The sequence below is a fragment of the Streptomyces sp. NPDC058284 genome, from assembly GCF_042881135.1.
GTDB lineage: Bacteria > Actinomycetota > Actinomycetes > Streptomycetales > Streptomycetaceae > Streptomyces.
In genome coordinates this window covers 256779-278753 of sequence record NZ_JBHVYE010000003.1, presented here as the reverse complement: position 1 = coordinate 278753, position 21975 = coordinate 256779, and the positions used below count along the sequence as shown (strand labels likewise).

The window sequence follows — 21975 nt, the reverse complement described above, 5'->3', positions numbered from 1 at the left end:
TGTTTCGGAAGTGTGAGCGGCATTCAGGCATCGAGCCTCGCGATCGTGCAGGCGTCAGCTCAGATGCCCGCGCCCGCAGTGCCGCAGTTGGCACCGGACGATAGCAGGATCTCGAACGGGCATTTATCCCGCCCCTACCCTTCACTGCGAGGACCCCGACTTCTCCGGCTTGTCACTGTTGTCGGAGTCGGGCTCGACGTAAAGAATCTTGGCCTTCATGTGGGAGCGAGCCTGGCCGATCATCCACACGACGGTCGCGATCACGAGCGCGAGGGCGAACGCCTTGGGGTTGAACAGATCCGTGTCCTTAAACAGGCCCACGAAGATGAGAAGCAGCAGGAGTTGGGCGACATAGAGCATCAAGCCCATCGCCTGGAAAAGCTGCGGAAGCGATTTCGCCGTCCGTTGCAGGACGAACATCCCGAGCCCCATGAACACGATCACGACCAGCGTGCCGACGACGGCCCCGACGGCCCCCTTGCCGCCCGCGACCACACCACTGACCGCGGCGACGATCGCGCCGACGGCAGCTGTGGGTACAGCGGACTGGAGGAGAGTTCGGGTGTCTTGAGACGGCATGGCGGCAGCTCCGCTTACTGATGGGGGCAGGGTGTCGTCATGGACGAGCGTAGACCCGGGTCGAGAAGGTCCCTCGGGCCAATGGACCGTCGCACTACGGTCCTTCGGCTCTATCCCGGGGTTTCGTGAACGGTATCACAAACTATTTGATGAGGTCTTTACCTGCTAAGTGTGCTCGCTGTCACACATGAGAGTTAATCCGCGCGTCTGTGCATCTGGAGCGGCAACTTGTCTGGTATTGGGGCGATTTCGAGCCGGACGTCAACGTGACGTACCGGCTTCCCGCCTCTCCTCGAAGTGCGATCGGTCGCCGATCGCGGTCGCTCCGTTGACGCCCGCGGAGACCGGAGTCTTCCGCTCCGGGTCGCCCGGTCCCTGCGCTTCCTCTTCCGCTTGTGATCCGTACGTCGCCTCGCCGGCCTCCCGCGCGGCTGCCCGGCGGCGCCGGTAGCGGGGCGGTACGAAGGCCTCGGCCCAGCGCGGGGTGCGCGGCGTGAAGCGCGGCAGCAGGAGCAGGACGAGACCGAGCGCGCTGAGCGCGACGATGAGCAGCAGGATCCACATGCTCGTCGAGTGCACCGAGTACGCGACGGTGCCGAAGGCGATGAGGGCCGACCAGAAGTACATGATCAGCACCGCGCGGCTGTGCGAGTGGCCGATCTCCAGGAGCCGGTGGTGGAGGTGGCCGCGGTCCGCCGCGAACGGCGACTTGCCGTTCCAGGTGCGCCGCACGATGGCGAGGACCAGGTCGGCGAAGGGGATCGCGATGATCGTGAGCGGCATGAGGAGCGGGATGAAGACCGGCAGCATCGCATGGGTGGCGTCGCGGCCGCCGCCGAAGTTCAGCTTCATCGCGGCGGGGTCGACCTGTCCGGTGACGGAGATGGCGCCCGCCGCGAGGACGAGACCGATGAGCATCGAGCCGGAGTCGCCCATGAAGATCCGGGCGGGGTGCATGTTGTGCGGCAGGAAGCCCAGGCACATGCCCATGAGGATGGCGGCGAAGAGGGTGGCGGGCGCCGCGGCCTCGATGCCGTAGCCGTACCAGATGCGGTAGGCGTACATGAAGGACGCCGCCGAGGCGATGCAGACCATGCCCGCCGCGAGGCCGTCGAGACCGTCGACGAAGTTGACGGCGTTGATCGTGATGACGACGAGCGCCACGGTGAGCAGCGTGCCCTGCCCGGAGGTGAGCGAGACCGTGCCGACGCCGGGGACGGGGATCCACAGGATCGTCAGACCCTGCATGACCATGACGCCCGCGGCGATCATCTGGCCGCCGAGCTTGATCAGCGCGTCGATCTCGAACTTGTCGTCGAGAACACCGATCAGCCAGATCAGGGCGGCCCCGGAGAGCAGCGCGCGGGGTTCGTTGGAGTTCTCGAAGACGGTGTTCAGGTTCGGCAGGTGGTCGGCGACCAGCAGACCGGCGCAGAGACCGAAGAACATCGCGATACCGCCGAGCCGGGGCGTGGGCTCCCGGTGCACGTCGCGGGCGCGGATCTCCGGCATGGCACCGGCCACGATCGCGAACTTCCGCACCGGGCCGGTCAGCAGGTAGGTCACCGCGGCCGTGATGCAGAGCGTCAGCAGGTATTCACGCACGGGCTTCCCCACAGGTATCGCTGGCCATCTCAGCCCCACACCCTAGCTTTGCGCGCATACGGTTGGGGACTTCCGGGTAGCGACGATGGTTGCACGAGTACCCGCCCGTCTCTTACGCGGCCGTCCCGTCCTGCCCGGGGTACGGCGGAAATCCCCTCACCAGTTCGCGTACCTCTTCTCGTACGTTCGAGTCCTCGCGCACCGCGTCGACCAGCAGGCGCGCGACGCGGGTGAGTTCCGTGCCGGTCATGCCCTGGGTGGTGACGGCGGCTGTTCCCAGGCGTAGGCCGCGGGTGGTGTCGTGGGGCAGGGCGCAGGTGTCGAGGACGATTCCGGCTGCCGCCAGTCTGCCGCGGGCGGTGTGCGCGTCGATTCCCAGAGGGCTCGGGTCGGCCAGGACCATATGGGTGTCCGTGCCGCCGGTGGTGATCGTGAACCCCTCGGCGGCCAGCGCCTGCGCCAGGGTCCGCGCGTTCGCGACCACCTGGTGGGCGTAGGCCGTGAAGGCCGGTGTCGACGCCTCGCCGAACGCCACGGCCTTGGCGGCGATCGTGTGCATCTGGGCGCCGCCCTGGGTGAAGGGGAAGACGGCCCGGTCGATGCGTTCCGCGAGGGCTGTGCCGCACAGCAGGAGGCCGCCGCGCGGGCCGCGCAGGACCTTGTGCGTGGTGGCGCAGACGACGTCGGCGTGCGGCACAGGGCTCGGCGCCGCTCCCCCGGCGATCAGGCCCATGGGATGCGCGGCGTCGGCGATGAGGTAGGCCCCGACGTCGTCGGCGATCTCGCGGAAGGCCGCGTAGTCCAGGTGGCGCGGATACGAGATGGAGCCGCAGACGATCGCCTTGGGGCGGCGGGCGCGGGCCAGGGCGCGTACCTGGTCGTAGTCGACGAGGCCGCTCTCGGCGTCCACGCCGTAGCCGACGAAGTCGAACCACCGGCCGGAGAAGTTCGCCGGTGAGCCGTGCGTGAGGTGGCCGCCGTGGGGCAGGCCCATCGCCAGGACCGTGTCGCCGGGCCGCAGCAGCGCGGCGTACGCGGCGAGGACGGCGGAGGAGCCCGAGTGCGCCTGCACGTTGGCGTGCTCGGCGCCGAACAGGGCCTTGGCGCGGTCGGCGGCGATCCTCTCGGCGATGTCGACCAGCTCGCAGCCGCCGTGGTGGCGGGCGCCGGGGTACCCCTCGGCGTACTTGTTGGCGAGCGGCGAGCCGAGCGCGGTGAGGACGGCGGGCGAGGTGAAGTTCTCGGCGGCGCTCAGCTGGAGCCCGTCGGCCTGCCGGGCGGCCTCACCGGTGAGGACATCGGCCAGCTCGGGGTCCTGCCGGCGCAGCGCGTCGAGATCCGTGTACGCCGCGGGCGCGGTGGGTGCGGTGCTGACCGTCATCGTGGGCTCCGGGGCCTCGCAGGGGGTGACCTCAGATCCAATGTAGGCCCGGGCGGGCGGCTGCGCGCGGGACCGCCGCTACATGTGTGCGGGCACCCCGGTCAGCGCCGTCACCACGGGGTCGAGCGCCTGGTTGATCTCGTCGCCCACCGACCGGAAGAACGGCAGGGGCGCGCCGTACGGGTCGTACACCTCGTCGGCCTCCACGTTCGGCGCGAGCAGCCACCCGCGCAGCGCGGCGGCGGCCCGCACCAGGGCCCGCGCGCGCTCCACCACGCCGTTCCCGTCCGGGTCCGGCAGGGTCGTCGGGTCTATGGCCCGCACGAGCCGCGTGAACTCCTTGAGGGTGAACGTACGCAGGCCCGCCGAGTGCCCCATGGAGATGACCTGCGCCCGGTGGTCGCGGGTCGCGGTGAGGACGAGGTCGGCGCGGATGACGTGGTCGTCGAGGAGCTCGCGGCCCATGAAGCCGGTGGGGTCCGCGCCGAAGTCGGCGAGGACCTGCTCGGCGTTGGTCTCCATCGGGGCACCCTCGTGGCCCCAGGTGCCCGCGCTCTCCACGATCAGACCGCCGGTGAGGGGATCGCCGAGGCGGTCCGCCAGGGCGTGTCTGGTCAGCCGCTCGGTGATGGGCGAGCGGCAGACGTTGCCGGTGCTGACGTGGAGGATGCGGAAGGAGCCCGCGGATCCCGGGAAGCCCGCTATGCCACGCCCCGTCTCAGGGGCTGTCAATTCGCCACCTCGAGGTCGGGTACCACCTTGCGCAGCTCTTCCGCGCTGAGCGCGCCCGCGCGGAGCAGCACCGGCACCTTGCCCGTGACGTCGACGATCGACGACGGGACGATGCCGGGGGTCGGGCCGCCGTCCAGGTACACGGAGACGGAGTCGCCGAGCATCTCCTGCGCGGCGTCGCAGTCCTCGGGTGCGGGGTGCCCGGTGAGGTTGGCCGAGGAGACGGCCATCGGGCCGACCTCGGTGAGCAGCTCGATGGCGACGGGGTGCAGCGGCATGCGGATGGCGACCGTGCCGCGGGTGTCGCCGAGGTCCCACTGCAGGGACGGCTGCTGCTTGGCGACGAGGGTCAGGGCGCCGGGCCAGAAGGCGTCGACGAGCTCCCAGGCCATCTCGGAGAAGTCGGTGACCAGGCCGTGCAGCGTGTTCGGCGAGCCGATCAGGACGGGCGTGGGCATGTTGCGGCCGCGGCCCTTGGCGTCCAGGAGGTCGGCGCACGCCTCCGGGGTGAAGGCGTCGGCACCGATGCCGTAGACGGTGTCGGTGGGCAGCACGACCAGCTCGCCACGGCGGACGGCGGACGCGGCCTCGCGCAGACCGGTCGTACGGTCGGTCGCGTCGTTGGTGTCGTATCGCCGTGCCATTTAGCGGGCCTCCTCGTACACGTACTGCTCGGTTGAAGTCTGGATCACGGCATGGCCCTGCGGGCGGTCGCGAAGCGCGGGCGGTTGTTCAGGTCGGGGTGGTCGGCCGCGTCGGCCCAGCCCCGCTCCTCCGTGAAGATCCACGGGACCTGGCCGCCCTGGGTGTCGGCGTGCTCGATGACGACGACGCCGCCGGGGCGCAGGAGCCGGTGGGCGGTGCGCTCGATGCCGCGGATCAGCTCGAGGCCGTCCTCCCCGGAGAAGAGCGCGAGCTCCGGGTCGTGGTCGCGGGCCTCGGGGGCGACGTACTCCCACTCGGTGAGCGGGATGTACGGGGGGTTGGAGATGACGAGGTCGACCTGGCCGTCGAGCTCCGTGAAGGCGTCCCTGGCGTCGCCCTGGCGGAGCTTGACCCTGGACCCCTCGATGTTCTTCCGCGTCCACTTCAGGGCGTCCTCGGACAGCTCCACGGCGTGCACCCGCGAGCGCGGGACCTCCTGCGCCATGGCGAGGGCGATGGCGCCGGAGCCGGTGCACAGGTCGACGATGAGCGGTTCGACGACGTCCATCGCGCGGACGGCGTCTATGGCCCAGCCGACGACGGACTCGGTCTCCGGGCGCGGCACGAAGACGCCGGGTCCTACCTGCAGCTCCAGGTAGCGGAAGAAGGCCCGCCCCGTGATGTGCTGCAGCGGCTCGCGGGCCTCGCGCCGGGCGACCGTCTCCCAGTAGCGGGCGTCGAAGTCGGCGTCCTTGACGGTGTGCAGCTCACCCCGCTTCACCCCGTGCACGAAGGCGGCGAGCTCCTCCGCGTCGTTGCGCGGCGAGGGCACGCCCGCGTCGGCGAGGCGCTGGGTGGCCTGGGCCACTTCCGCGAGCAGCACGCTGCGGGGGTTCGGGGGTCGCCCCCCAAGATGTTGCTGCACGCTGGTCCTCCGGGACGGTCGTGAAGGGTCGTACGGGGTGCCTTACGCGGCGGCGAGCTTGGCGGCGGAGTCCGCGTCGACGCAGGCCTGGATGACGGCGTCGAGGTCTCCGTCGAGCACCTGGTCCAAGTTGTACGCCTTGAAGCCGACGCGATGGTCCGAGATCCGGTTTTCCGGGAAGTTGTACGTCCGGATCTTCTCGGAGCGGTCGACGGTGCGGACCTGGCTGCGGCGGGCGTCCGCGGCCTTGCTCTCGGCCTCCTCCTGCGCCGCCGCGAGCAGCCTGGAGCGCAGGATGCGCATCGCCTGCTCCTTGTTCTGCAGCTGGCTCTTCTCGTTCTGGCAGGAGGCGACCACTCCGGTGGGCACGTGCGTGATGCGCACCGCGGAGTCGGTGGTGTTGACGGACTGGCCACCGGGCCCGGAGGAGCGGTAGACGTCGATGCGCAGGTCGTTGGCGTGGATCTCGACGTCGATCTCCTCGGCCTCGGGCGTCACCAGGACACCGGCCGCGGAGGTGTGGATGCGGCCCTGGGACTCGGTGGAGGGCACGCGCTGCACGCGGTGCACGCCGCCCTCGTACTTCAGCCGCGCCCAGACGCCCTGGCCGGGCTCGGTCGCGCCCTGGCCGCCCTTGGTCTTCACGGCGACCTGGACGTCCTTGTAGCCGCCGAGCTCGGACTCGGTGGCGTCGATGATCTCGGTCTTCCAGCCCACGCGCTCCGCGTACCGCAGGTACATGCGCAGGAGGTCGCCGGCGAAGAGGGCCGACTCGTCGCCGCCCGCGCCCGCCTTGACCTCAAGGATGACGTCCTTGTCGTCGGACGGGTCCCGGGGCACGAGCAGCAGCCGCAGCTTCTCGGTGAGTTCCTCGCGCTGCCGCTCCAGGTCCTTGACCTCGGCGGCGAAGTCCGGATCGTCGGCGGCGAACTCGCGCGCCGTCCCGATGTCGTCCCCGGTCTGCTTCCAGGAGCGGTACGTCGTGACGATCGGGGTGAGCTCGGCGTAGCGCTTGTTCAGCTTGCGCGCGTTGGCCTGGTCGGCGTGGACCGACGGGTCGGCGAGCTTCTTCTCGAGATCGGCGTGTTCGCCGATCAGTTCCTCGACCGCCTCGAACATTCGGGGGCTCCTGGTTTTCTACGCGGTGGTTCTACGCGAATCGGCTGCGGGACGGCAAAAGCGCCGGTCCCGGCCACCCCCTCGTGAGGGCGGCCGATGACCGGCGCAGCGGCTCGCTACTTCTTGGAGCCGGCAGCCTTGCCGAAGCGGGCCTCGAAGCGGGCCACACGGCCACCGGTGTCGAGGATCTTCTGCTTACCCGTGTAGAAGGGGTGGCACTCGGAGCAGACCTCGGCGCGGACGGTGCCGCTGGAGATCGTGCTGCGGGTGGTGAACTCGGCGCCGCAGGTGCAGCTGACCTGGGTCTCGACGTACTCGGGGTGGATCTCGCGCTTCAAGGTGTCTCCTAGTTTCGGGAGGGCGCCGGGTCGTACGCGCGGATTGCTCGTACGTGAACCGGGGCCGACGTACCAGTCTGCCAGGACCGGCCGTATCTCCCAAAACCGGGGTGGGGGCCGATCTATTCCTGACCGCTCGGCGGCCGCTCGGCGGCCGCTCAGCCGCCGCTCACGACGGAGCCCGCGGAACCCTTGTCGCCCGCCGATTTCTCCGTGGCGGACTTCGGGATGTGCTTGTCGGCCCTGAGCGCGTCCCAGACCTGCTGGTCGGCCTCCTCCAGGGGAAGCACGCGGTTGAGGTCGTCGGGGTCGTACTGGATGGGCAGCGTGACCATCTTCATGCCGCCCGCGCCGATGCCCTTGAGGCCGTTCGCGAAGCTCGCGAGGGACCTGACGTCGTTCAGGTCGGAGTCGGTGGTGATGGCGCTGGTCGCGTCGTTCGCCAGGTCGAACATCTTCTTCGGGTTGCTGAAGAGGCCGATGTCCTTGACCTGGTCGAGCAGGGCCTTGATGAAGGCCTGCTGGAGCTGGATGCGGCCGAGGTCGCTGCCGTCGCCGACGCCGTGCCTGGTGCGGACGAGGCCGAGGGCCTGCTCGCCGCTGAGTGTGTGCGTGCCGGCGTCCAGGTCGAGGTGGCTGTCCTTGTCGTGGATGGCCTTCTTGGTCGTGATGTCGACGCCACCGAGGGTGTCGATGAGCTTCTTGAAGCCCGTGAAGTCGACCTCGATGTAGTGGTCCATCCGGATGCCGGACATCTTCTCGACGGTCTTGACGGCGCAGGCGGGGCCGCCGACCTCGTACGCCGTGTTGAACATCTGCCGACGGCCGCCCGGATCGGTCCTGCCGTCGTCGGTCTTGCACGAGGGCCGGGATATGAGGGTGTCGCGGGGTATGGAGACGACGCTGGCCGTCTTGTGGCCCTTGTGGACGTGCACGATCATCGCGGTGTCGGAGCGGGCGGCGCCCTCGTCCTTGCCGTACTTGGCGTTGTCGCCGGAGCGCGAGTCGGAGCCGAGGACGAGGATGTCCTGGGAGCCGTTGTCGATGTCCTGGGGGCGGTCGCCGTCGAGCGCCGAGTTGATGTCGACGCTGTTGAGGTTGCCGTTGAGCTTGAAGTACAGGAAGCCCGCGCCCACTCCCCCGAGGACGACCACCGAGGCCGCGGACCACGCCGTGACGACGAGTGCCTTGCTGCGCTTGCGGGGCTTGCGGCGCCGGCCGCCGCCACCGCGGGAGCGCTGGGGCTTCGCGTGGGCCATACCCGCGGGCGTGCTCTCGTCGGTCATGCGCTCCCCAGTCCTCGTCGTGCGGTTACCCCCTGCTTTCAGGGTCAGGCGCCGTCTGTCGTCACTTGTCAGACGGCGAAACCGGTTGAAGGGTTGCACAACGCCCTGTGCGCGCCCCGGGACCCACCTGTCACGGAGCGTGCACCTCTGACCCTGCATTGCCGCCCTCACCTGCGACTTTTTCCGCCCCCGGGCTACTGCCCGTGAGCGTGAGAATCTCTTATGCGTGTGGCCAAGGTCTCGCTCCGGCCCCACTGCCCACATAGCGCACCAAAAGGGCCGCCCCGTCACTGCTGTGACGGGGCGGCCCTGAGAACTGCTGAGGACGACTAGTCGTTGCCGTTGCCCGGCGCCGGGGTCGTCTTCTGGATCTGCAGCAGGAACTCGGCGTTCGACTTCGTCTGCTTCATCTTGTCCAGAAGCAGCTCGATCGCCTGCTGCTGGTCGAGCGCGTGCAGCACGCGGCGCAGCTTCCAGGTGATGGCGAGCTCGTCGCTGCCGAGCAGGATCTCTTCCTTACGGGTACCGGACGCGTCCACGTCCACCGCCGGGAAGATGCGCTTGTCGGCGAGCTTGCGGTCGAGCTTCAGCTCGGCGTTGCCGGTGCCCTTGAACTCCTCGAAGATGACCTCGTCCATGCGCGAACCGGTGTCGACGAGCGCGGTCGCGAGGATGGTCAGCGAGCCGCCGTCCTCGATGTTGCGCGCGGCACCGAAGAAGCGCTTCGGCGGGTACAGCGCCGTCGAGTCGACACCACCGGAGAGGATGCGTCCCGAGGCCGGGGCGGCGAGGTTGTACGCGCGGCCCAGGCGGGTGATCGAGTCGAGCAGCACGACGACGTCGTGGCCCAGCTCCACCAGACGCTTGGCGCGCTCGATGGCGAGCTCGGCGACGGTGGTGTGGTCCTCGGCGGGGCGGTCGAAGGTCGAGGAGATGACCTCGCCCTTCACCGACCGCTGCATGTCGGTGACCTCTTCCGGGCGCTCGTCGACCAGGACGACCATCAGGTGGCACTCGGGGTTGTTCACCGTGATCGCGTTGGCGATCGCCTGCATGATCATGGTCTTGCCGGTCTTCGGCGGGGCCACGATCAGACCGCGCTGACCCTTACCGATGGGCGCGACGAGGTCGATGATGCGGGTGGTGAGAATCCCCGGGTCGGTCTCCAGGCGGAGCCGGTCCTGCGGGTAGAGCGGCGTCAGCTTGCTGAACTCCGGCCGCCCGCGCCCGGATTCGGGCGCCATGCCGTTCTGCGAGTCCAGGCGGACGAGCGCGTTGAACTTCTCGCGGCGCTCGCCGTCCTTGGGCTGGCGGACGGCGCCGGTGACGTGGTCACCCTTGCGCAGGCCGTTCTTGCGGACCTGAGCGAGGGAGACGTACACGTCGTTGGGACCGGGGAGGTAGCCCGACGTACGGATGAACGCGTAGTTGTCGAGGATGTCCAGGATGCCCGCGACGGGGATCAGGACGTCGTCGTCGGAGACCTGCGGCTCGTTGCCGAAGCCGCCCTCGTCGCGGCCACGACGGCCGCGGCGGTCGCGGTAGCGGCCCCTACGGCCGCGCCGGCCACCCTCGAAGTCGTCGTCGTCCTGCGGGCCGTTGTCGCGCTGGCGGTCCTGGCGGTCCTGCCGGTCCTGACGGCCGCCGCCACCCTGCTGCTGGCGGTCCTGCCGGTCCTGACGCTCCTGGCGGTCCTGACGGCCGCCGCCCTGCTGGTCCTCGCCCTTGTTGCCGCGGCGGTCGCGGTCACGGCCACGGCCCTGCCGGTCACGGCGCTCGCGGCGGCCCTCGGCGTTGTCGCCGGAGTTGTCGCCGCCCTTGTCGCCCTTGGCCTCGGAGTCGCCCTTGGCCTCGGCCTTCGACTCGCCCTTCGCCTCGGCGGCGGCCGGCTCGGGGCTGCCCGCGTCGGCGGTGGCGCGGCGCCTGCGGCGCTCGCCGGCCGGCTGGTCGTCTCCGCCGCGCTCGGCCTCGCCCGAACGGGCGGGGCCTCCGGCGGGCTGACCGGGGATGTCGATCTGCTGCTGGGCGCCCTTGTCGGCCTTGGCGCCCGCGGACTTGTCGGCCGCGTCCGCCTTGCCGGCGGACTCCGCGGCGTCGTCGCCCGTACGGGCCTTCGAGGTGGCCCGGCGCTTGGGCTTGGTCTCGGTGGTGTCCCCGGCAGCCGGGGCGCTCTTGGCCGGGGCTCCGCCCCCTGCCTGCGCCTCCTTGATGACCTCGATCAGCTGGCTCTTGCGCATGCGCCCGGTGCCCTTGATTCCAAGGCCCGAAGCGACCTGCTGCAGTTCCGCCAGCACCATGCCCTCGAGGCCGGTGCCGCGGCGCCGCCGGGACCCGGCCGAAGCACCGGTGGCAGGCGCCGCAGAGGCGTCCGTGGCGGGCGTGTCGGCAGTCACGCCCATCAGATCGGTGGTGTCGCTCACGAAGGGTCCTTCCCTGGAGCGGACGTCGGCCTGTCTGGCTCGGCGACCGGTTGTGCTGTCCGGCGGTCGGTCCTTGCTTTCCTGTGGACCGTGCCGGGGCGGTGGTCCGCCAACGCGGCGGAAGAATTCATTGGTGATGGCGATTCCCGGTGCGGTGCCACTGACGTGCGGTGTCACTCGGCTCGGTCACGCCGGTTCCGGAGCGTGCTCAGGACCGCCTAGTGCGGGGCACGAGGCAGTTTGGGGGGCTCCCGGAAGAATGGATGTCCCGGACGGGGACACAAAGCACCTCGCCATGGTGAGGTCGGGTGCGGACTTGAGATTAACACTACCGGATCCAACAAACATTCCCCCTCTCGGGATCGGGACACCCCGAATTCCCTTGGGCCGCTCGCGTCAGGGCGCGAGCGGCAGCACGCTCGTTCCCGTGGCGTCGAGGGCCAGCCGGTTGGCGGCCCAGCCCTCCCCCGCCAGGCGTGCGACCTTGTCGGCCGCACTGTCTTCGGCCAGCGCGAGGACCGTGGGGCCCGCGCCGGAGATCACCGCGGGCACGCCGTCGGCGCGCAGCCGCTCGACCAGGGCGGCGCTCTCCGGCATGGCCGGGGCGCGGTACTCCTGGTGCAGCCGGTCCTCGGTGGCGGGCAGCAGCAGCTCGGGGCGCCTGGTCAGGGCCTCGACGAGCAGGGCCGCCCGGCCCGCGTTGGCGGCCGCGTCGACGTGCGGGACGGTGCGCGGGAGCAGGCCGCGGGCCGCCTCGGTGAGGACGGGCTTTCCCGGTACGAAGACCACTGGAACGATGGAATCGACGGGGTCCATCCTGATCGCCCGGCCGGCTCCCCCGTCCATCCAGGCGAGCGTGAAGCCGCCGAGGAGGCAGGCCGCGACGTTGTCGGGGTGACCCTCGATCTCGGTGGCCAGTTCGAGCAGCGCGGCGTCGTCGAGCCTGGCCTCACCGCCTATGGTCACGGCGCGGGCGGCGACGATGCCCGCGCAGATGGCCGCGGACGAGGACCCGAGGCCGCGGCCGTGCGGGATGCGGTTGGCGCAGACGATCTCGAGCCCGCGCGGCTGTCCGCCGAGCAGGTCGAAGGCGGTGCGCAGGGACCGTACGAGGAGATGCGACTCGTCGCGCGGAAGGGTGTCACTGCCCTCCCCCGCGATGTCGATGTGCAAGCCGGAGTCGGCCACCCGGACGACGATGTCGTCGTAAAGACCCAGCGACAGGCCCAGGGCGTCGAAGCCCGGTCCGAGGTTGGCGCTGGTGGCGGGGGTGCGCACCCGGACGGCGGCGGCGCGGAACGCGGGACCGGCCATCGCTCGATGACTCTCCTTGAGCTGCGTGTTTTTGAGGCTCCGTATTTTTCGGTACGTGCCACATGTACGAACACCCGAAGGCCGCTGACAACGGCGGCACCGCGGCATATGCGGCGGGGCGGGTTCGGTACAGCCTATCGAAGGAAGGTTCTGTGGCGACATAGGGCGCACAGGAGGCGCACGATGCGTGTCGTAAGCCCCCTGTGCCACCCCCCTGTACGGAGTTGCGGGGTCTGCCTGCGGTGCTGCGGGCGATGCGGGCTCGGCGGTTGCACCGAGCCCGCGGTTGCGCCGAGCCGCGCGGTTGCGCCGAGCCGCGCGGTTGCGCCGGGCCTCGCGGTTACGCCAGGCCGAGGCGCTCGGCGGCGGCCGCGGCGTCGACCGGGACGGTGACCGGCTGCGGGGCGCCGGCGACGGCCCAGTCCGGGTCCTTGAGACCGTTGCCGGTGACGGTGCAGACGATCTTCTGGCCCTTGTCGACCTTGCCCTGCTCGACGGCCTTCAGCAGACCGGCGACGGACGCGGCCGACGCGGGTTCGACGAAGACGCCCTCCTGGGACGCCAACAGCTTGTAGGCGCGCAGGATCTCACGGTCCGTCACCTCGTCGATGAAGCCGCCGGACTCCTCGCGCGCGGCGAGCGCGTGCTGCCACGACGCGGGGTTGCCGATGCGAATCGCGGTGGCGATCGTCGAGGGGTCCTTGACGACCTCGCCGCGCACGATGGGCGCGGAACCGGAGGCCTGGAAGCCCCACATCCGGGGGGTACGGGACGACACCGAGTCGGCCGCGTACTCCTTGTAGCCCTTCCAGTAGGCGGTGATGTTGCCGGCGTTGCCGACGGGAAGGACGTGGATGTCGGGAGCGTCGCCGAGCGCGTCGACGATCTCGAACGACGCGGTCTTCTGGCCCTCGATGCGGAACGGGTTGACCGAATTGACCAGCGCCACCGGGTAGTTCTCCGACAGGGCCCGAGCGAGGTTCAGGCAGTCGTCGAAGTTGCCGTCGACCTGGAGGATCTTCGAGCCGTAGACGAGCGCCTGGCCCATCTTGCCGAGCGCGATCTTGCCCTGCGGCACGAGGACCGCGCAGACCATTCCGGCGCGTACGGCGTAGGCGGCCGCGGAGGCGGACGTGTTGCCGGTGGAGGCGCAGATGACGGCCTTCGCACCCTCCTCCTTGGCCTTGGTGATCGCCATGGTCATGCCGCGGTCCTTGAAGGACCCGGTGGGGTTGGCACCCTCGACCTTGAGGTGGACCTCGCAGCCCGTGCGCTCGGAGAGCACCTGGGCGGGCACGAGCGGCGTGCCGCCCTCGCGGAGCGTCACGACCGGCGTGGTGTCGGAGACCGGAAGGCGCTCCCGGTACTCCTCGATGATTCCGCGCCACTGGTGGGTCATTGCTGCTTACTCCCCTTCAACCCGCATGATGCTGGCGACACCACGCACGGTGTCGAGATTACGCAACGCCTCGACGGTGCCGCTGAGGGCGGCGTCGGGCGCGCGGTGGGTGACGACGACGAGGGAGGCCTCGCCGTCCTTGCCCGTCTGACGGACCGTATCGATCGATACGCCGTGCTCGGCGAAGACCGTCGCGACCTGGGCGAGCACGCCCGGCTTGTCGGCCACGTCGAGGCTGATGTGGTAGCGCGTGACGACCTCGCCCATGGAGCTCACGGGCAGCTGGGTGTACGCGGAGTCGCCGGGCCCGGTGGCCTCGGCGAGCTTGTTGCGGCAGACGGCGACGAGGTCGCCGAGGACGGCGGACGCGGTGGGCGAGCCACCGGCGCCGGGGCCGTAGAACATGAGCTGTCCGGCGGCCTCGGCCTCGACGAAGACGGCGTTGTAGGCACCCCGCACCGACGCCAGCGGGTGGCTGAGCGGAATCATCGCGGGATGCACGCGCGCGGTGACGGACCCGCCGTCGGCCGCCCGCTCGCAGATGGCGAGCAGCTTGATGGTGCAGCCCATGCGCTTCGCGGAGGCGAAGTCGGCGGCGGTGACCTCCGTCATGCCCTCGCGGTACACGTCGTCGAGGCGCACGCGCGTGTGGAACGCGATCCCGGCGAGGATGGCCGCCTTGGCGGCGGCGTCGAACCCTTCGACATCGGCGGTCGGGTCGGCTTCCGCGTACCCGAGCGCGGTGGCCTCGTCGAGGGCCTCCTGATATCCGGCCCCCGTCGTGTCCATGGCATCGAGGATGAAGTTCGTCGTGCCGTTCACGATGCCGAGGACGCGGTTGACCTTGTCACCGGCGAGGGACTCGCGCAGCGGCCGGATCAGCGGAATGGCTCCGGCGACGGCGGCCTCGTAGTACAGATCCCGCCCGTGCTCGACGGCGGCCTCGTGCAGCGCGGCGCCGTCCTGGGCGATGAGTGCCTTGTTCGCGGAGACGACGGAGGCGCCGTGCTCAAAGGCGGTGGTGATCAGCGTGCGCGCGGGCTCGATGCCGCCGATCACCTCGACGATGACGTCGATGTCCCCGCGCTTGACCAGCGCGGTCGCATCCGTCGTGATGAGCGAGGGATCGATTCCCTCGCGCACCTTGGAGGGGCGGCGGACGGCGACCCCGGCGAGCTCCACCGGGGCGCCGATCCTGGCCGTGAGGTCGTCGGCGTGCGTCGTCATGATGCGCGCCACCTCTGAGCCGACAACCCCACAGCCCAGCAGCGCCACCTTCAGCGGACGCGTACGCATCATCCGACCTCACTTCTTCTACATCTACGGTGGAACCAGTCTCACCCACCGGTACGGACTTTCCGTCCATTGTCCGGATCGTGAGACATGTATTTCATGTTTTCCGTCATCCGACGTCGAGACGCAGGAGATCTTCCTCCGTCTCGCGCCGGACGATCACCCGCGCCTCGCCGTCGCGCACGGCGACGACCGGCGGGCGCAGAGCGTGGTTGTAGTTGCTCGCCATCGAGCGGCAGTACGCACCGGTCGCGGGCACGGCGATCAGGTCGCCGGGCGCGAGGTCGGCCGGCAGGAAAGCGTCCCGTACGACGATGTCACCACTCTCGCAGTGCTTGCCGACCACGCGCACCAGCACGGGCTCGGCGTCGGAGGAGCGGGAGACGAGGGCGACGGTGTACTCGGCGTCGTAGAGCGCGGTGCGGATGTTGTCGGACATGCCGCCGTCCACGGAAACGTACGTGCGCAGCCCTTCGAGGGGCTTGATCGTACCGACCTCGTACAGGGTGAAGGCGGTCGGTCCGACGATGGCGCGGCCCGGCTCGACGGAGATGCGGGGCGTGCGCAGATTCGCCGACGCGCACTCGCGCGCGACGATCTCGCGCAGCGCCCTGGCGATCTCGTGCGGCTCGCTGGGATCGTCGTCGGAGGTGTAGGCGATGCCGAGGCCGCCTCCGAGGTCGATCTCGGGCAGCTCGATGCCGTGCTCGTCGCGCACCTCGGCGAGCAGCTGCACGACGCGCCGGGCGGAGACCTCGAAGCCGGCCATGTCGAAGATCTGCGACCCGATGTGGCTGTGGATCCCGATGAGTTCGAGCCCGTCGAGCTTGAGCGCCCGCCGCACGGCCTCTGCGGCCTGCCCGCCCGCGAGCGCGATCCCGAACTTCTGGTCCTCGTGCGCGGTGGCGATGAACTCGTGGGTGTGCGCCTCAACGCCGACGGTCACGCGGATCTGCACGGGCTGGCGCTTGCCGAGCCGCTCGGCGATGTGCGCGACGCGCACGATCTCCTGGAAGGAGTCGAGCACGATGCGCCCGACACCGGCCTCGATCGCCCGGTGGATCTCGCCCTCGGTCTTGTTGTTGCCGTGGAAGGCGATGCGCTCGGCGGGCATGCCTGCGTCGAGCGCGGTGGTGAGCTCGCCGGCGCTGCACACGTCCAGGTTGAGCCCTTCCTCGTGCAGCCACCGCACGACGGCCCGCGACAGGAACGCCTTGCCGGCATAGAAGACATCGGCTTCGCTGCCGAAGGCATCGCGCCATGCCTGGCACCGGGCGCGGAAGTCGGCCTCGTCGATGAAGTACGCCGGGGTCCCGAACTCCTCGGCGAGCCGCGTCACTTCGATGCCGCCCGTGCTGACGACGCCTTCGGGGGTACGGGTGACGGTGCGGGACCAGACCTTGGGGTCCAGGGCGTTGAGGTCGGCGGGCGGCGCGGAGTAGTGCCCCTCGGGGAATACGTCGGCGTGGCGGGGGCCTGCGGGGTGGGCGGAACGGCTCATGGCTCTGTCGTCTCTCTCACGTATGTCACATCCGTCACATCCATCGCATGCTCTCTCACGGTCACGGATGTCACAGGTATTCGGGTGCGCTGATGCCGAGCAGGGACAGGCCACCGGCGAGCACCGTCCCGGTGGCTTCGGCGAGCGCGAGCCGGGCGCGGTGGGCGGCCGAGGGTTTCTCGTCCCCGCGCGGCAGCACGGAACTCTGGAGGGCGAGCAGCGCGTCGGCGGTGACGACGAGGTACCGGGCGAGGCGGTCCGGCGCCCGGTGCCGGGCTGCGGCGTCGAGAACGCCGGGGTAGGCCTCGACCTGCCGGAGCAGCTCCGGCGCGTCGACCTCGCCGGGCACGGCACCGAAACCGAGGTCGGCGGCGTTGCGCTGCAGGGCGCGGCAGCGGGAGTGGGCGTACCGGACCCGGAAGAGGGGATTGCTCTCGCTCTGCACGAGATGCGCGTCGCCGCCCTGCCCCGGGCTGACGCGCGGGTGGTCGTGGGCGGCGGGGTGGAGCAGGGCCCAGCGCCCGGCGTCGCGGCCGAGCCGGAGGGTGGCTTCCTCCGGGGCGGGGACGGGACGCAGGGTGGGAAGCGGCTGAGGCGGCCGCCCGTGGGCGTCGACGCTGACCCCGAGGAGCCGGGTCCAGTCGGGCTCCGGGGCTTCGTCGCAGGTCACGCGGACGAGGGTGCCCTGCGAGCGCAGGATGCGGCGGACGCTGTCGGCGACGACGACGGCGCGGACCTCGCGGGGCACATGGATCTGGGCGAGCAGGCCGGTGTCGGGGTGGACGTGCCCGTAGCAGCGCCCCCGCCCCAGGACCTCACGGACGAGGGCGCCGCCGCCGGCCTCCGCGAGGGTGATGTTGAGGAACCCGGGCCCGGTGATGTCCACCTTGGCGATCCCGGGCTCGTCGGCGAGCCGCAGGGCCAGCACCTCGGCCACCTGCCGCGGAGGCCGTCCGGCGGCGCGGGCGACCTGAAGGGCGAGATTGCTGGCGTAGTCCCCACACCCCCCGGCCCGCGGCCGCTCGACCCGAACGCTCCCCCCCTCGGGCACGGCCACGCGAAGCTCACCGGCATCAACGGCATGACGCATGGCGCGCAGCACGGTGCGGGAGAGCTCGACGGGGGTCACGGGCCAAGGGTATGGGAGGAGGGGGGTGGGGAGGCCAGTTGGATTGGGGGGTGGTCCGGGATGTGGACGGGGGTGGGGCGGTGGTGCTGTGGGGGGGGCGGTGGTTCTGTGGGGGGGCGGGGCTCTGTCTTTGCCGGGGCGGGGGCCGGGGGTGGTGGGTCGTCGTCCGGGGGCGGCGGTCGGCGCCCTGGGGCGGCGGTCGGCGAGTTCCACGACCCGGCCGCCGGACTTTCGCGACCCTGCCGCTGGGCTTTCGCGACTCAGCCGCCGGACTGCGCGGCGCGCTCGGCCTCGTCGACGCAGCCGCCCATGCCCGAGGCCGAGGCGACGCCGCCGGGGCCCCCAGCGGCTCCACCGGCCCAGCGCTCACTCCCCATGGGCCCACGCTCACGCCCGTGCCCCTGCTGGCCCTGCTGCCCTTGGTGCCCTTGGTGCCCTTGGTGACTCTGATGGCCGCGCCCGAACCCGTTCCCGTCTGCGCCCTGCGCCGACGGCGCTCCCCGCTCCATCAACTGCTGAATGATCCTGACGAGTTCGCTCGGCTCGAAAGGCTTGGCGAGGAAGGCGTCGACGCCGACTTCCAGCCCGTTCTCGACCTCGTACTGGGTGCAGGCGCTGATGACGACGATGGGCAGATGGCGGGTGCGCGGGTCGGACCGCAGGCGCGCGGCGGTGCGCAGTCCGTCGAGCCGGGGCATCACGACGTCGAGGGTGATCACATCGGGCTGCACCTGATGGACGACGTCCAGACATTCGACACCATCGGCCGCGGTCACGACCTCGAAGCCCTCCAGCTCGAGGTTGACCCTGATCAGTTGCCGAATGACCTTGTTGTCGTCCACAACAAGCACGCGGCCGGGCACGCCTGGCACACCTCGAGAGTAGGTCCGCGCCCACCACCGCGTCCCGGTTTTCCCTACTTCCGCCCCGTGCGGGAGGGCCGAGCGGGGCCGCCGAGCCGGAGCACCGAACCCGCTGCGACGCCTCCTCCCGGGACAACGAAATACCTGTTCATGGTGAGCCCCGGAGAGCTGGTAGTGTTCACCCCGTCGCCGCGCAAGCCGCGCCGATACGCCCCCGTAGCTCAGGGGATAGAGCAACGGCCTCCGGAGCCGTGTGCGCAGGTTCGAATCCTGCCGGGGGCACCTTGCAGAAGGTGCCCAAAGACCCCGTCATCAGCGGAAACGCTGAGTGCGGGGTCTTCGCGTGTGTGCAGCCGTATGCCGCCCGAAGCGGCCGTATGTCGAGGTCCGTGGACGAGCTGTGGACGGGATCTTGGAGCATTCCCGCAGGTGATGAGACTCATGGAGCCCAGCGGGCCCAGTCCTCGTTATCGTCGTCCCGGTCTTGGACCGTGCCACGGGTGGGGAGCCTGAGCGTTGCTGGGGGCCGTCGTGCCGTCTTCAGCCGCTGTCCGCGGGCAGATGAATGGACGAGTTGGGGGATCTCGTGGATGTGACCACACTTGCCGTCGCGCTCATCGGCGTCGGTGGAACGCTGGGCGGAACTCTGGGCGGGGCAGTGCTCAGCCAGCGCGTCACCCGGGAGCAAAACCAGCGTGCCGATCGTGAACGGGCGGAAGACCGCCACGACCGAGCGCAGGAAGCCAGACGGGATCTCTATGCCCGTCTGAACACCACAGCTCGCGCTTACCGGGTCGCTGCCCGAGACGCAGTCCGAGCAGCCGAGCGCGGTGAAAGCGTCGAACCAGCAGTCCTCGACACCGCCAAGGAAGCCTGGTCAGAGCAATACTCTTTGGCACAGATGGCACTGCCGAAGGATGTCCATGAGATCGCCTCGACCCTCAACAGGGCGCTCGGAGTCGGGTACTCCGTCGTAAGGCAGTTGCCAAGCAGTCCTGACCCAGACGGGCAGTACAACCGGGCCAAAGCTTGGTTCAGCGGCCCATTGTCCGACGGGGTGTATCTGCTTCGGGTCACTCTGCGCCATGACCTCGGCGTCGAGGTCGAGCCCGACTTCGAACACACTCGCAGGCGGATGCTCGCTGCGCTCGATAGCGAGCGAAGGAGCCTTGAGCACCTGCTCGTCTCTGAACAGGCCCAAGCCACACGGTCTGCTTGACGAGCAGGGCAAACTACGAGGCCCCTGGGCTGATCCCAGGGGCCTCAAACACGATCAGATGCCGTTACTCGTACTCGCGCAGCAGATCCTCGATACGCCGGTTGGCGACGTCCTGCCGTCCGTCGAGGCATTTGGCATACCGAGTCAGCAGGACCTCGACGCTGTTGCCGGCGCGCTCGGCCACCTCCGTCGGGTCGACACCGGCGTTGAGCCATGTCGACAGCGCCGAGTGCCGAAGGTCGTACGGCCGACTCGCGAGCGGCGAGGAGGCGATGGCCGGCGGGAGCGCGAGGAGCCGGGCCTCCTGCCAGACGCGGTAGTAGGTCGAGGACGGGACGACCGAACCTTTCTCGCTGAAGAAGAGGCGCCCGTCGTCCGCAGTCCCGAAGGTGGCCAGGTGCTCGCGGAATATGGCCACGAGGTGGGGCGGGATAGGCACCCGCCGGACATCCTCGGTCGGTCGATTCTTCAGCCCCCGATCGTCGTGGGTCTCCCCTGAATCGGTCCACTGCTTGCCGACCGACGGGCGAGTCCGGTGTAGCAGCGCCGAGCCCCAGCCCTGTTCGAAGAGGATCAGGTCTGTCTCGACGAGGCCCACCGCTTCCGCCGGCCGCAGGCCACCGAAGTACATGGCAGCGAACAGACCCACGAGGCGACGACCACGAGCACGCCGGTACCCGCCCACGTAGGAAACCGCCGCCAGGAGGTTCCGTGCCTGCTCCGGATTGGCGACAACCCGCGGGTCGATCTGGTTGGATACCTTCGGCTTCTGCCAGCGGACAGCCGTGATGGGGTTCTCCCGCAGCTCCCCCAGGTCGACGGCGTAGTGCGCGGCGTTGACGAGCGTCCGGCGCTTGCGCCGCACGGTCTCCGCCGCTGCCGCCGTGCCGTCGAGCTTGAGCTTCAGCGAGTCGAGGACCGTGCGAGCCGTGGCCGCTTCAGCGAGATCGGCGAGCGGCCCGCCGTCGTGGCTGACTGTCGTGGCTCGAGTTCAGACGGGTCGCATTGAGAGCGCGAGCATCAGCCCGAACGCCGAGCTGGGCCGTCTAGGCAACTCACGGCGGCCGTTGACGAAGTACGGCGACCACCAGGGGCACGAGCCAACCGCTCCTGAGCAGGGAGGACGCGGGTCACCAAGGGGCGTCGACAAGATGCAGGGCGAGAAGACTGGTCTTTAATTGCCCATTGAGACCTCGAGGACCGCTCGAAAAACCTAACGTTCGTCCACATCAGCGGCCGAACACGGCAAGCGAACTATTTCGTCATGACATGGGAAGCAGAATCTCATCGATGGGCCGGAAGCCGACTGGATTCTCAACTACCAATCTCCTTCCAGTGCCGTGATTCACCTCTCCATCCACGATTACCACTCGGCGAGCACGATGCCAAATGACGGCCTCTTGGTAAGCTTCATAGGGAAGACGAACCCGGATTTCTGACCTCCTCCCCCTGCGTACTGTTGAAATTGTAGCGAAGCCGAACGGGTCATCCCCCACATGCCTCAACTCCACAATATTTCCTGAGAATGTCGATGTGGAATCGATGCGGTGTTTTTTCAGCTTCTCTGCAGCCTCTTCAATCTTCTCCGAAGCATCTGACTCAATAGAAACTGAATTAGGCATTGTCTCTGGAGCAGGAACAGAAGAGGCCCATTCAAAAATCGTCTCGAACTCGCTAACCGAAGGCTCTGTTAGGATCTTTGCCAGCGCAGAGCAAAACTCCCTACTGACACCGCGTGCAACCACGGCATGCAGATCTCCCACACTGGGCGAGGATTCAGGCTCGACAATAATTTCTTTCACTGCCATAAGCGACTGAGCAAACGTGCGCGTCACTCGACGCTCAAAAGGTTCCGGAGCAGCTTTAAATAGCTCAAGGTCGGCCGATTGCGCAGCTTCTCCGGTGGTCTCCTGTGTATGCGATAGAGGAACTAAGATGGGGATGATAAAAGAGCCTTCTTGGGTGTGATCCATCCGTGCACGTCGCAAGACTGCGTCACCCTGGCGTGCATAGTTGCCCCCGATGTCGCCGCGTTCATTCCACGCGGTGGTGCCGACTGCCCTGAGCAACTTGCGCGCGGAGGCGATCACCGTAGATGCAGCCTCGAATGGAATCGTGTCGGTGATCGCATAGTCATTCGCGGCCCGCAGATATGTCACATCCATCAGACGGTATCGAATACTCAGAGCCACGTCTTTTGGACTTCTGCACTCTTTCCTAGCGATTC

At 69.3% G+C, this 21975-nt stretch carries 17 protein-coding genes, 1 tRNA gene and 2 pseudogenes; 2 read left to right on the top strand and 18 right to left on the bottom strand.

Annotated elements, in window-relative coordinates:
* Nucleotides 1–141: 141 nt before the first annotated feature.
* The 16 genes and pseudogenes from ACFVYR_RS07235 to ACFVYR_RS07160 all read right to left on the bottom strand — a co-directional run.
* Nucleotides 142–579 (bottom strand): hypothetical protein, encoded by a 438-nt coding sequence (locus ACFVYR_RS07235; RefSeq protein ID WP_384248959.1) that lies wholly within the window; start codon nt 577–579, stop codon nt 142–144.
* A 261-nt stretch (nt 580–840) separates the two neighbouring features.
* Nucleotides 841–2184 (bottom strand): MraY family glycosyltransferase, encoded by a 1344-nt coding sequence (locus tag ACFVYR_RS07230; protein WP_384248962.1) that lies wholly within the window; start codon nt 2182–2184, stop codon nt 841–843.
* A gap of 112 nt (nt 2185–2296) precedes the next feature.
* Entirely contained in the window at nt 2297–3565 is a 1269-nt protein-coding gene (gene glyA, locus ACFVYR_RS07225) for a serine hydroxymethyltransferase (RefSeq protein ID WP_384248965.1), read from the bottom strand.
* A 78-nt stretch (nt 3566–3643) separates the two neighbouring features.
* A complete protein-coding gene (locus ACFVYR_RS07220; protein ID WP_384248968.1) occupies nt 3644–4297 on the bottom strand; it encodes a protein-tyrosine-phosphatase in 654 nt (217 codons plus the stop codon).
* Entirely contained in the window at nt 4294–4941 is a 648-nt protein-coding gene (locus ACFVYR_RS07215; RefSeq protein WP_384248971.1) for an L-threonylcarbamoyladenylate synthase, read from the bottom strand. Before ACFVYR_RS07215 ends, ACFVYR_RS07220 begins: the two co-directional genes overlap by 4 nt.
* A 44-nt stretch (nt 4942–4985) precedes the next feature.
* Nucleotides 4986–5825 carry a peptide chain release factor N(5)-glutamine methyltransferase gene (prmC, locus tag ACFVYR_RS07210; RefSeq protein ID WP_384248974.1) on the bottom strand — a complete coding sequence of 280 codons (840 nt, stop codon included), beginning with the start codon at nt 5823–5825 and terminating at the stop codon, nt 4986–4988.
* 84 nt (nt 5826–5909) lie between these two features.
* Nucleotides 5910–6986: a peptide chain release factor 1 gene (prfA, locus tag ACFVYR_RS07205; protein ID WP_384248977.1), complete on the bottom strand. Its 1077-nt coding sequence runs from the start codon at nt 6984–6986 to the stop codon at nt 5910–5912.
* A 116-nt stretch (nt 6987–7102) separates the two neighbouring features.
* Entirely contained in the window at nt 7103–7324 is a 222-nt protein-coding gene (gene rpmE, locus ACFVYR_RS07200) for a 50S ribosomal protein L31 (protein ID WP_384248980.1), read from the bottom strand.
* 158 nt (nt 7325–7482) lie between these two features.
* Nucleotides 7483–8610, bottom strand: a complete 1128-nt coding sequence (locus ACFVYR_RS07195; RefSeq protein ID WP_384248983.1) for an LCP family protein — start codon at nt 8608–8610, stop codon at nt 7483–7485.
* Nucleotides 8611–8939: 329 nt separating this feature from the next.
* Nucleotides 8940–11030: a transcription termination factor Rho gene (rho, locus tag ACFVYR_RS07190; RefSeq protein ID WP_384248986.1), complete on the bottom strand. Its 2091-nt coding sequence runs from the start codon at nt 11028–11030 to the stop codon at nt 8940–8942.
* Between the two features lie 396 nt (nt 11031–11426).
* Nucleotides 11427–12344 carry a homoserine kinase gene (gene thrB, locus ACFVYR_RS07185; RefSeq protein WP_384248989.1) on the bottom strand — a complete coding sequence of 306 codons (918 nt, stop codon included), beginning with the start codon at nt 12342–12344 and terminating at the stop codon, nt 11427–11429.
* 340 nt (nt 12345–12684) lie between these two features.
* Nucleotides 12685–13743, bottom strand: a complete 1059-nt coding sequence (thrC, locus tag ACFVYR_RS07180; RefSeq protein ID WP_384248992.1) for a threonine synthase — start codon at nt 13741–13743, stop codon at nt 12685–12687.
* Nucleotides 13744–13749: 6 nt separating this feature from the next.
* A complete protein-coding gene (locus ACFVYR_RS07175) occupies nt 13750–15042 on the bottom strand; it encodes a homoserine dehydrogenase (protein ID WP_384248995.1) in 1293 nt (430 codons plus the stop codon).
* A 103-nt stretch (nt 15043–15145) separates the two neighbouring features.
* Nucleotides 15146–16537 (bottom strand): diaminopimelate decarboxylase, encoded by a 1392-nt coding sequence (gene lysA / locus ACFVYR_RS07170; protein WP_384248998.1) that lies wholly within the window; start codon nt 16535–16537, stop codon nt 15146–15148.
* A 70-nt stretch (nt 16538–16607) separates the two neighbouring features.
* The gene (gene nrtL, locus ACFVYR_RS07165; protein WP_384249001.1) at nt 16608–17666 is read right to left on the bottom strand and encodes an ArgS-related anticodon-binding protein NrtL; all 1059 of its coding nucleotides are present in this window, start codon (nt 17664–17666) and stop codon (nt 16608–16610) included.
* A gap of 479 nt (nt 17667–18145) precedes the next feature.
* Nucleotides 18146–18538, bottom strand: a pseudogene (locus ACFVYR_RS07160) (response regulator); the annotation flags it as partial.
* A gap of 201 nt (nt 18539–18739) precedes the next feature.
* Between ACFVYR_RS07160 and ACFVYR_RS07155 the strand changes: the two are divergent.
* Nucleotides 18740–18811: transfer RNA gene (locus tag ACFVYR_RS07155), tRNA-Arg, on the top strand.
* Nucleotides 18812–19121: 310 nt separating this feature from the next.
* On the top strand, nt 19122–19748 hold the full coding sequence (locus tag ACFVYR_RS07150; RefSeq protein WP_389611418.1) for a hypothetical protein: 627 nt from the start codon (nt 19122–19124) through the stop codon (nt 19746–19748).
* 64 nt (nt 19749–19812) lie between these two features.
* Here ACFVYR_RS07150 and ACFVYR_RS07145 read toward each other — a convergent pair.
* Together ACFVYR_RS07145 and ACFVYR_RS07140 are read right to left on the bottom strand one after the other, a co-directional pair.
* A pseudogene (locus tag ACFVYR_RS07145) lies at nt 19813–20706 on the bottom strand (tyrosine-type recombinase/integrase); the annotation flags it as partial.
* Between the two features lie 304 nt (nt 20707–21010).
* Nucleotides 21011–21913 carry a hypothetical protein gene (locus tag ACFVYR_RS07140; protein WP_389611416.1) on the bottom strand — a complete coding sequence of 301 codons (903 nt, stop codon included), beginning with the start codon at nt 21911–21913 and terminating at the stop codon, nt 21011–21013.
* Nucleotides 21914–21975 lie beyond the last annotated feature (62 nt).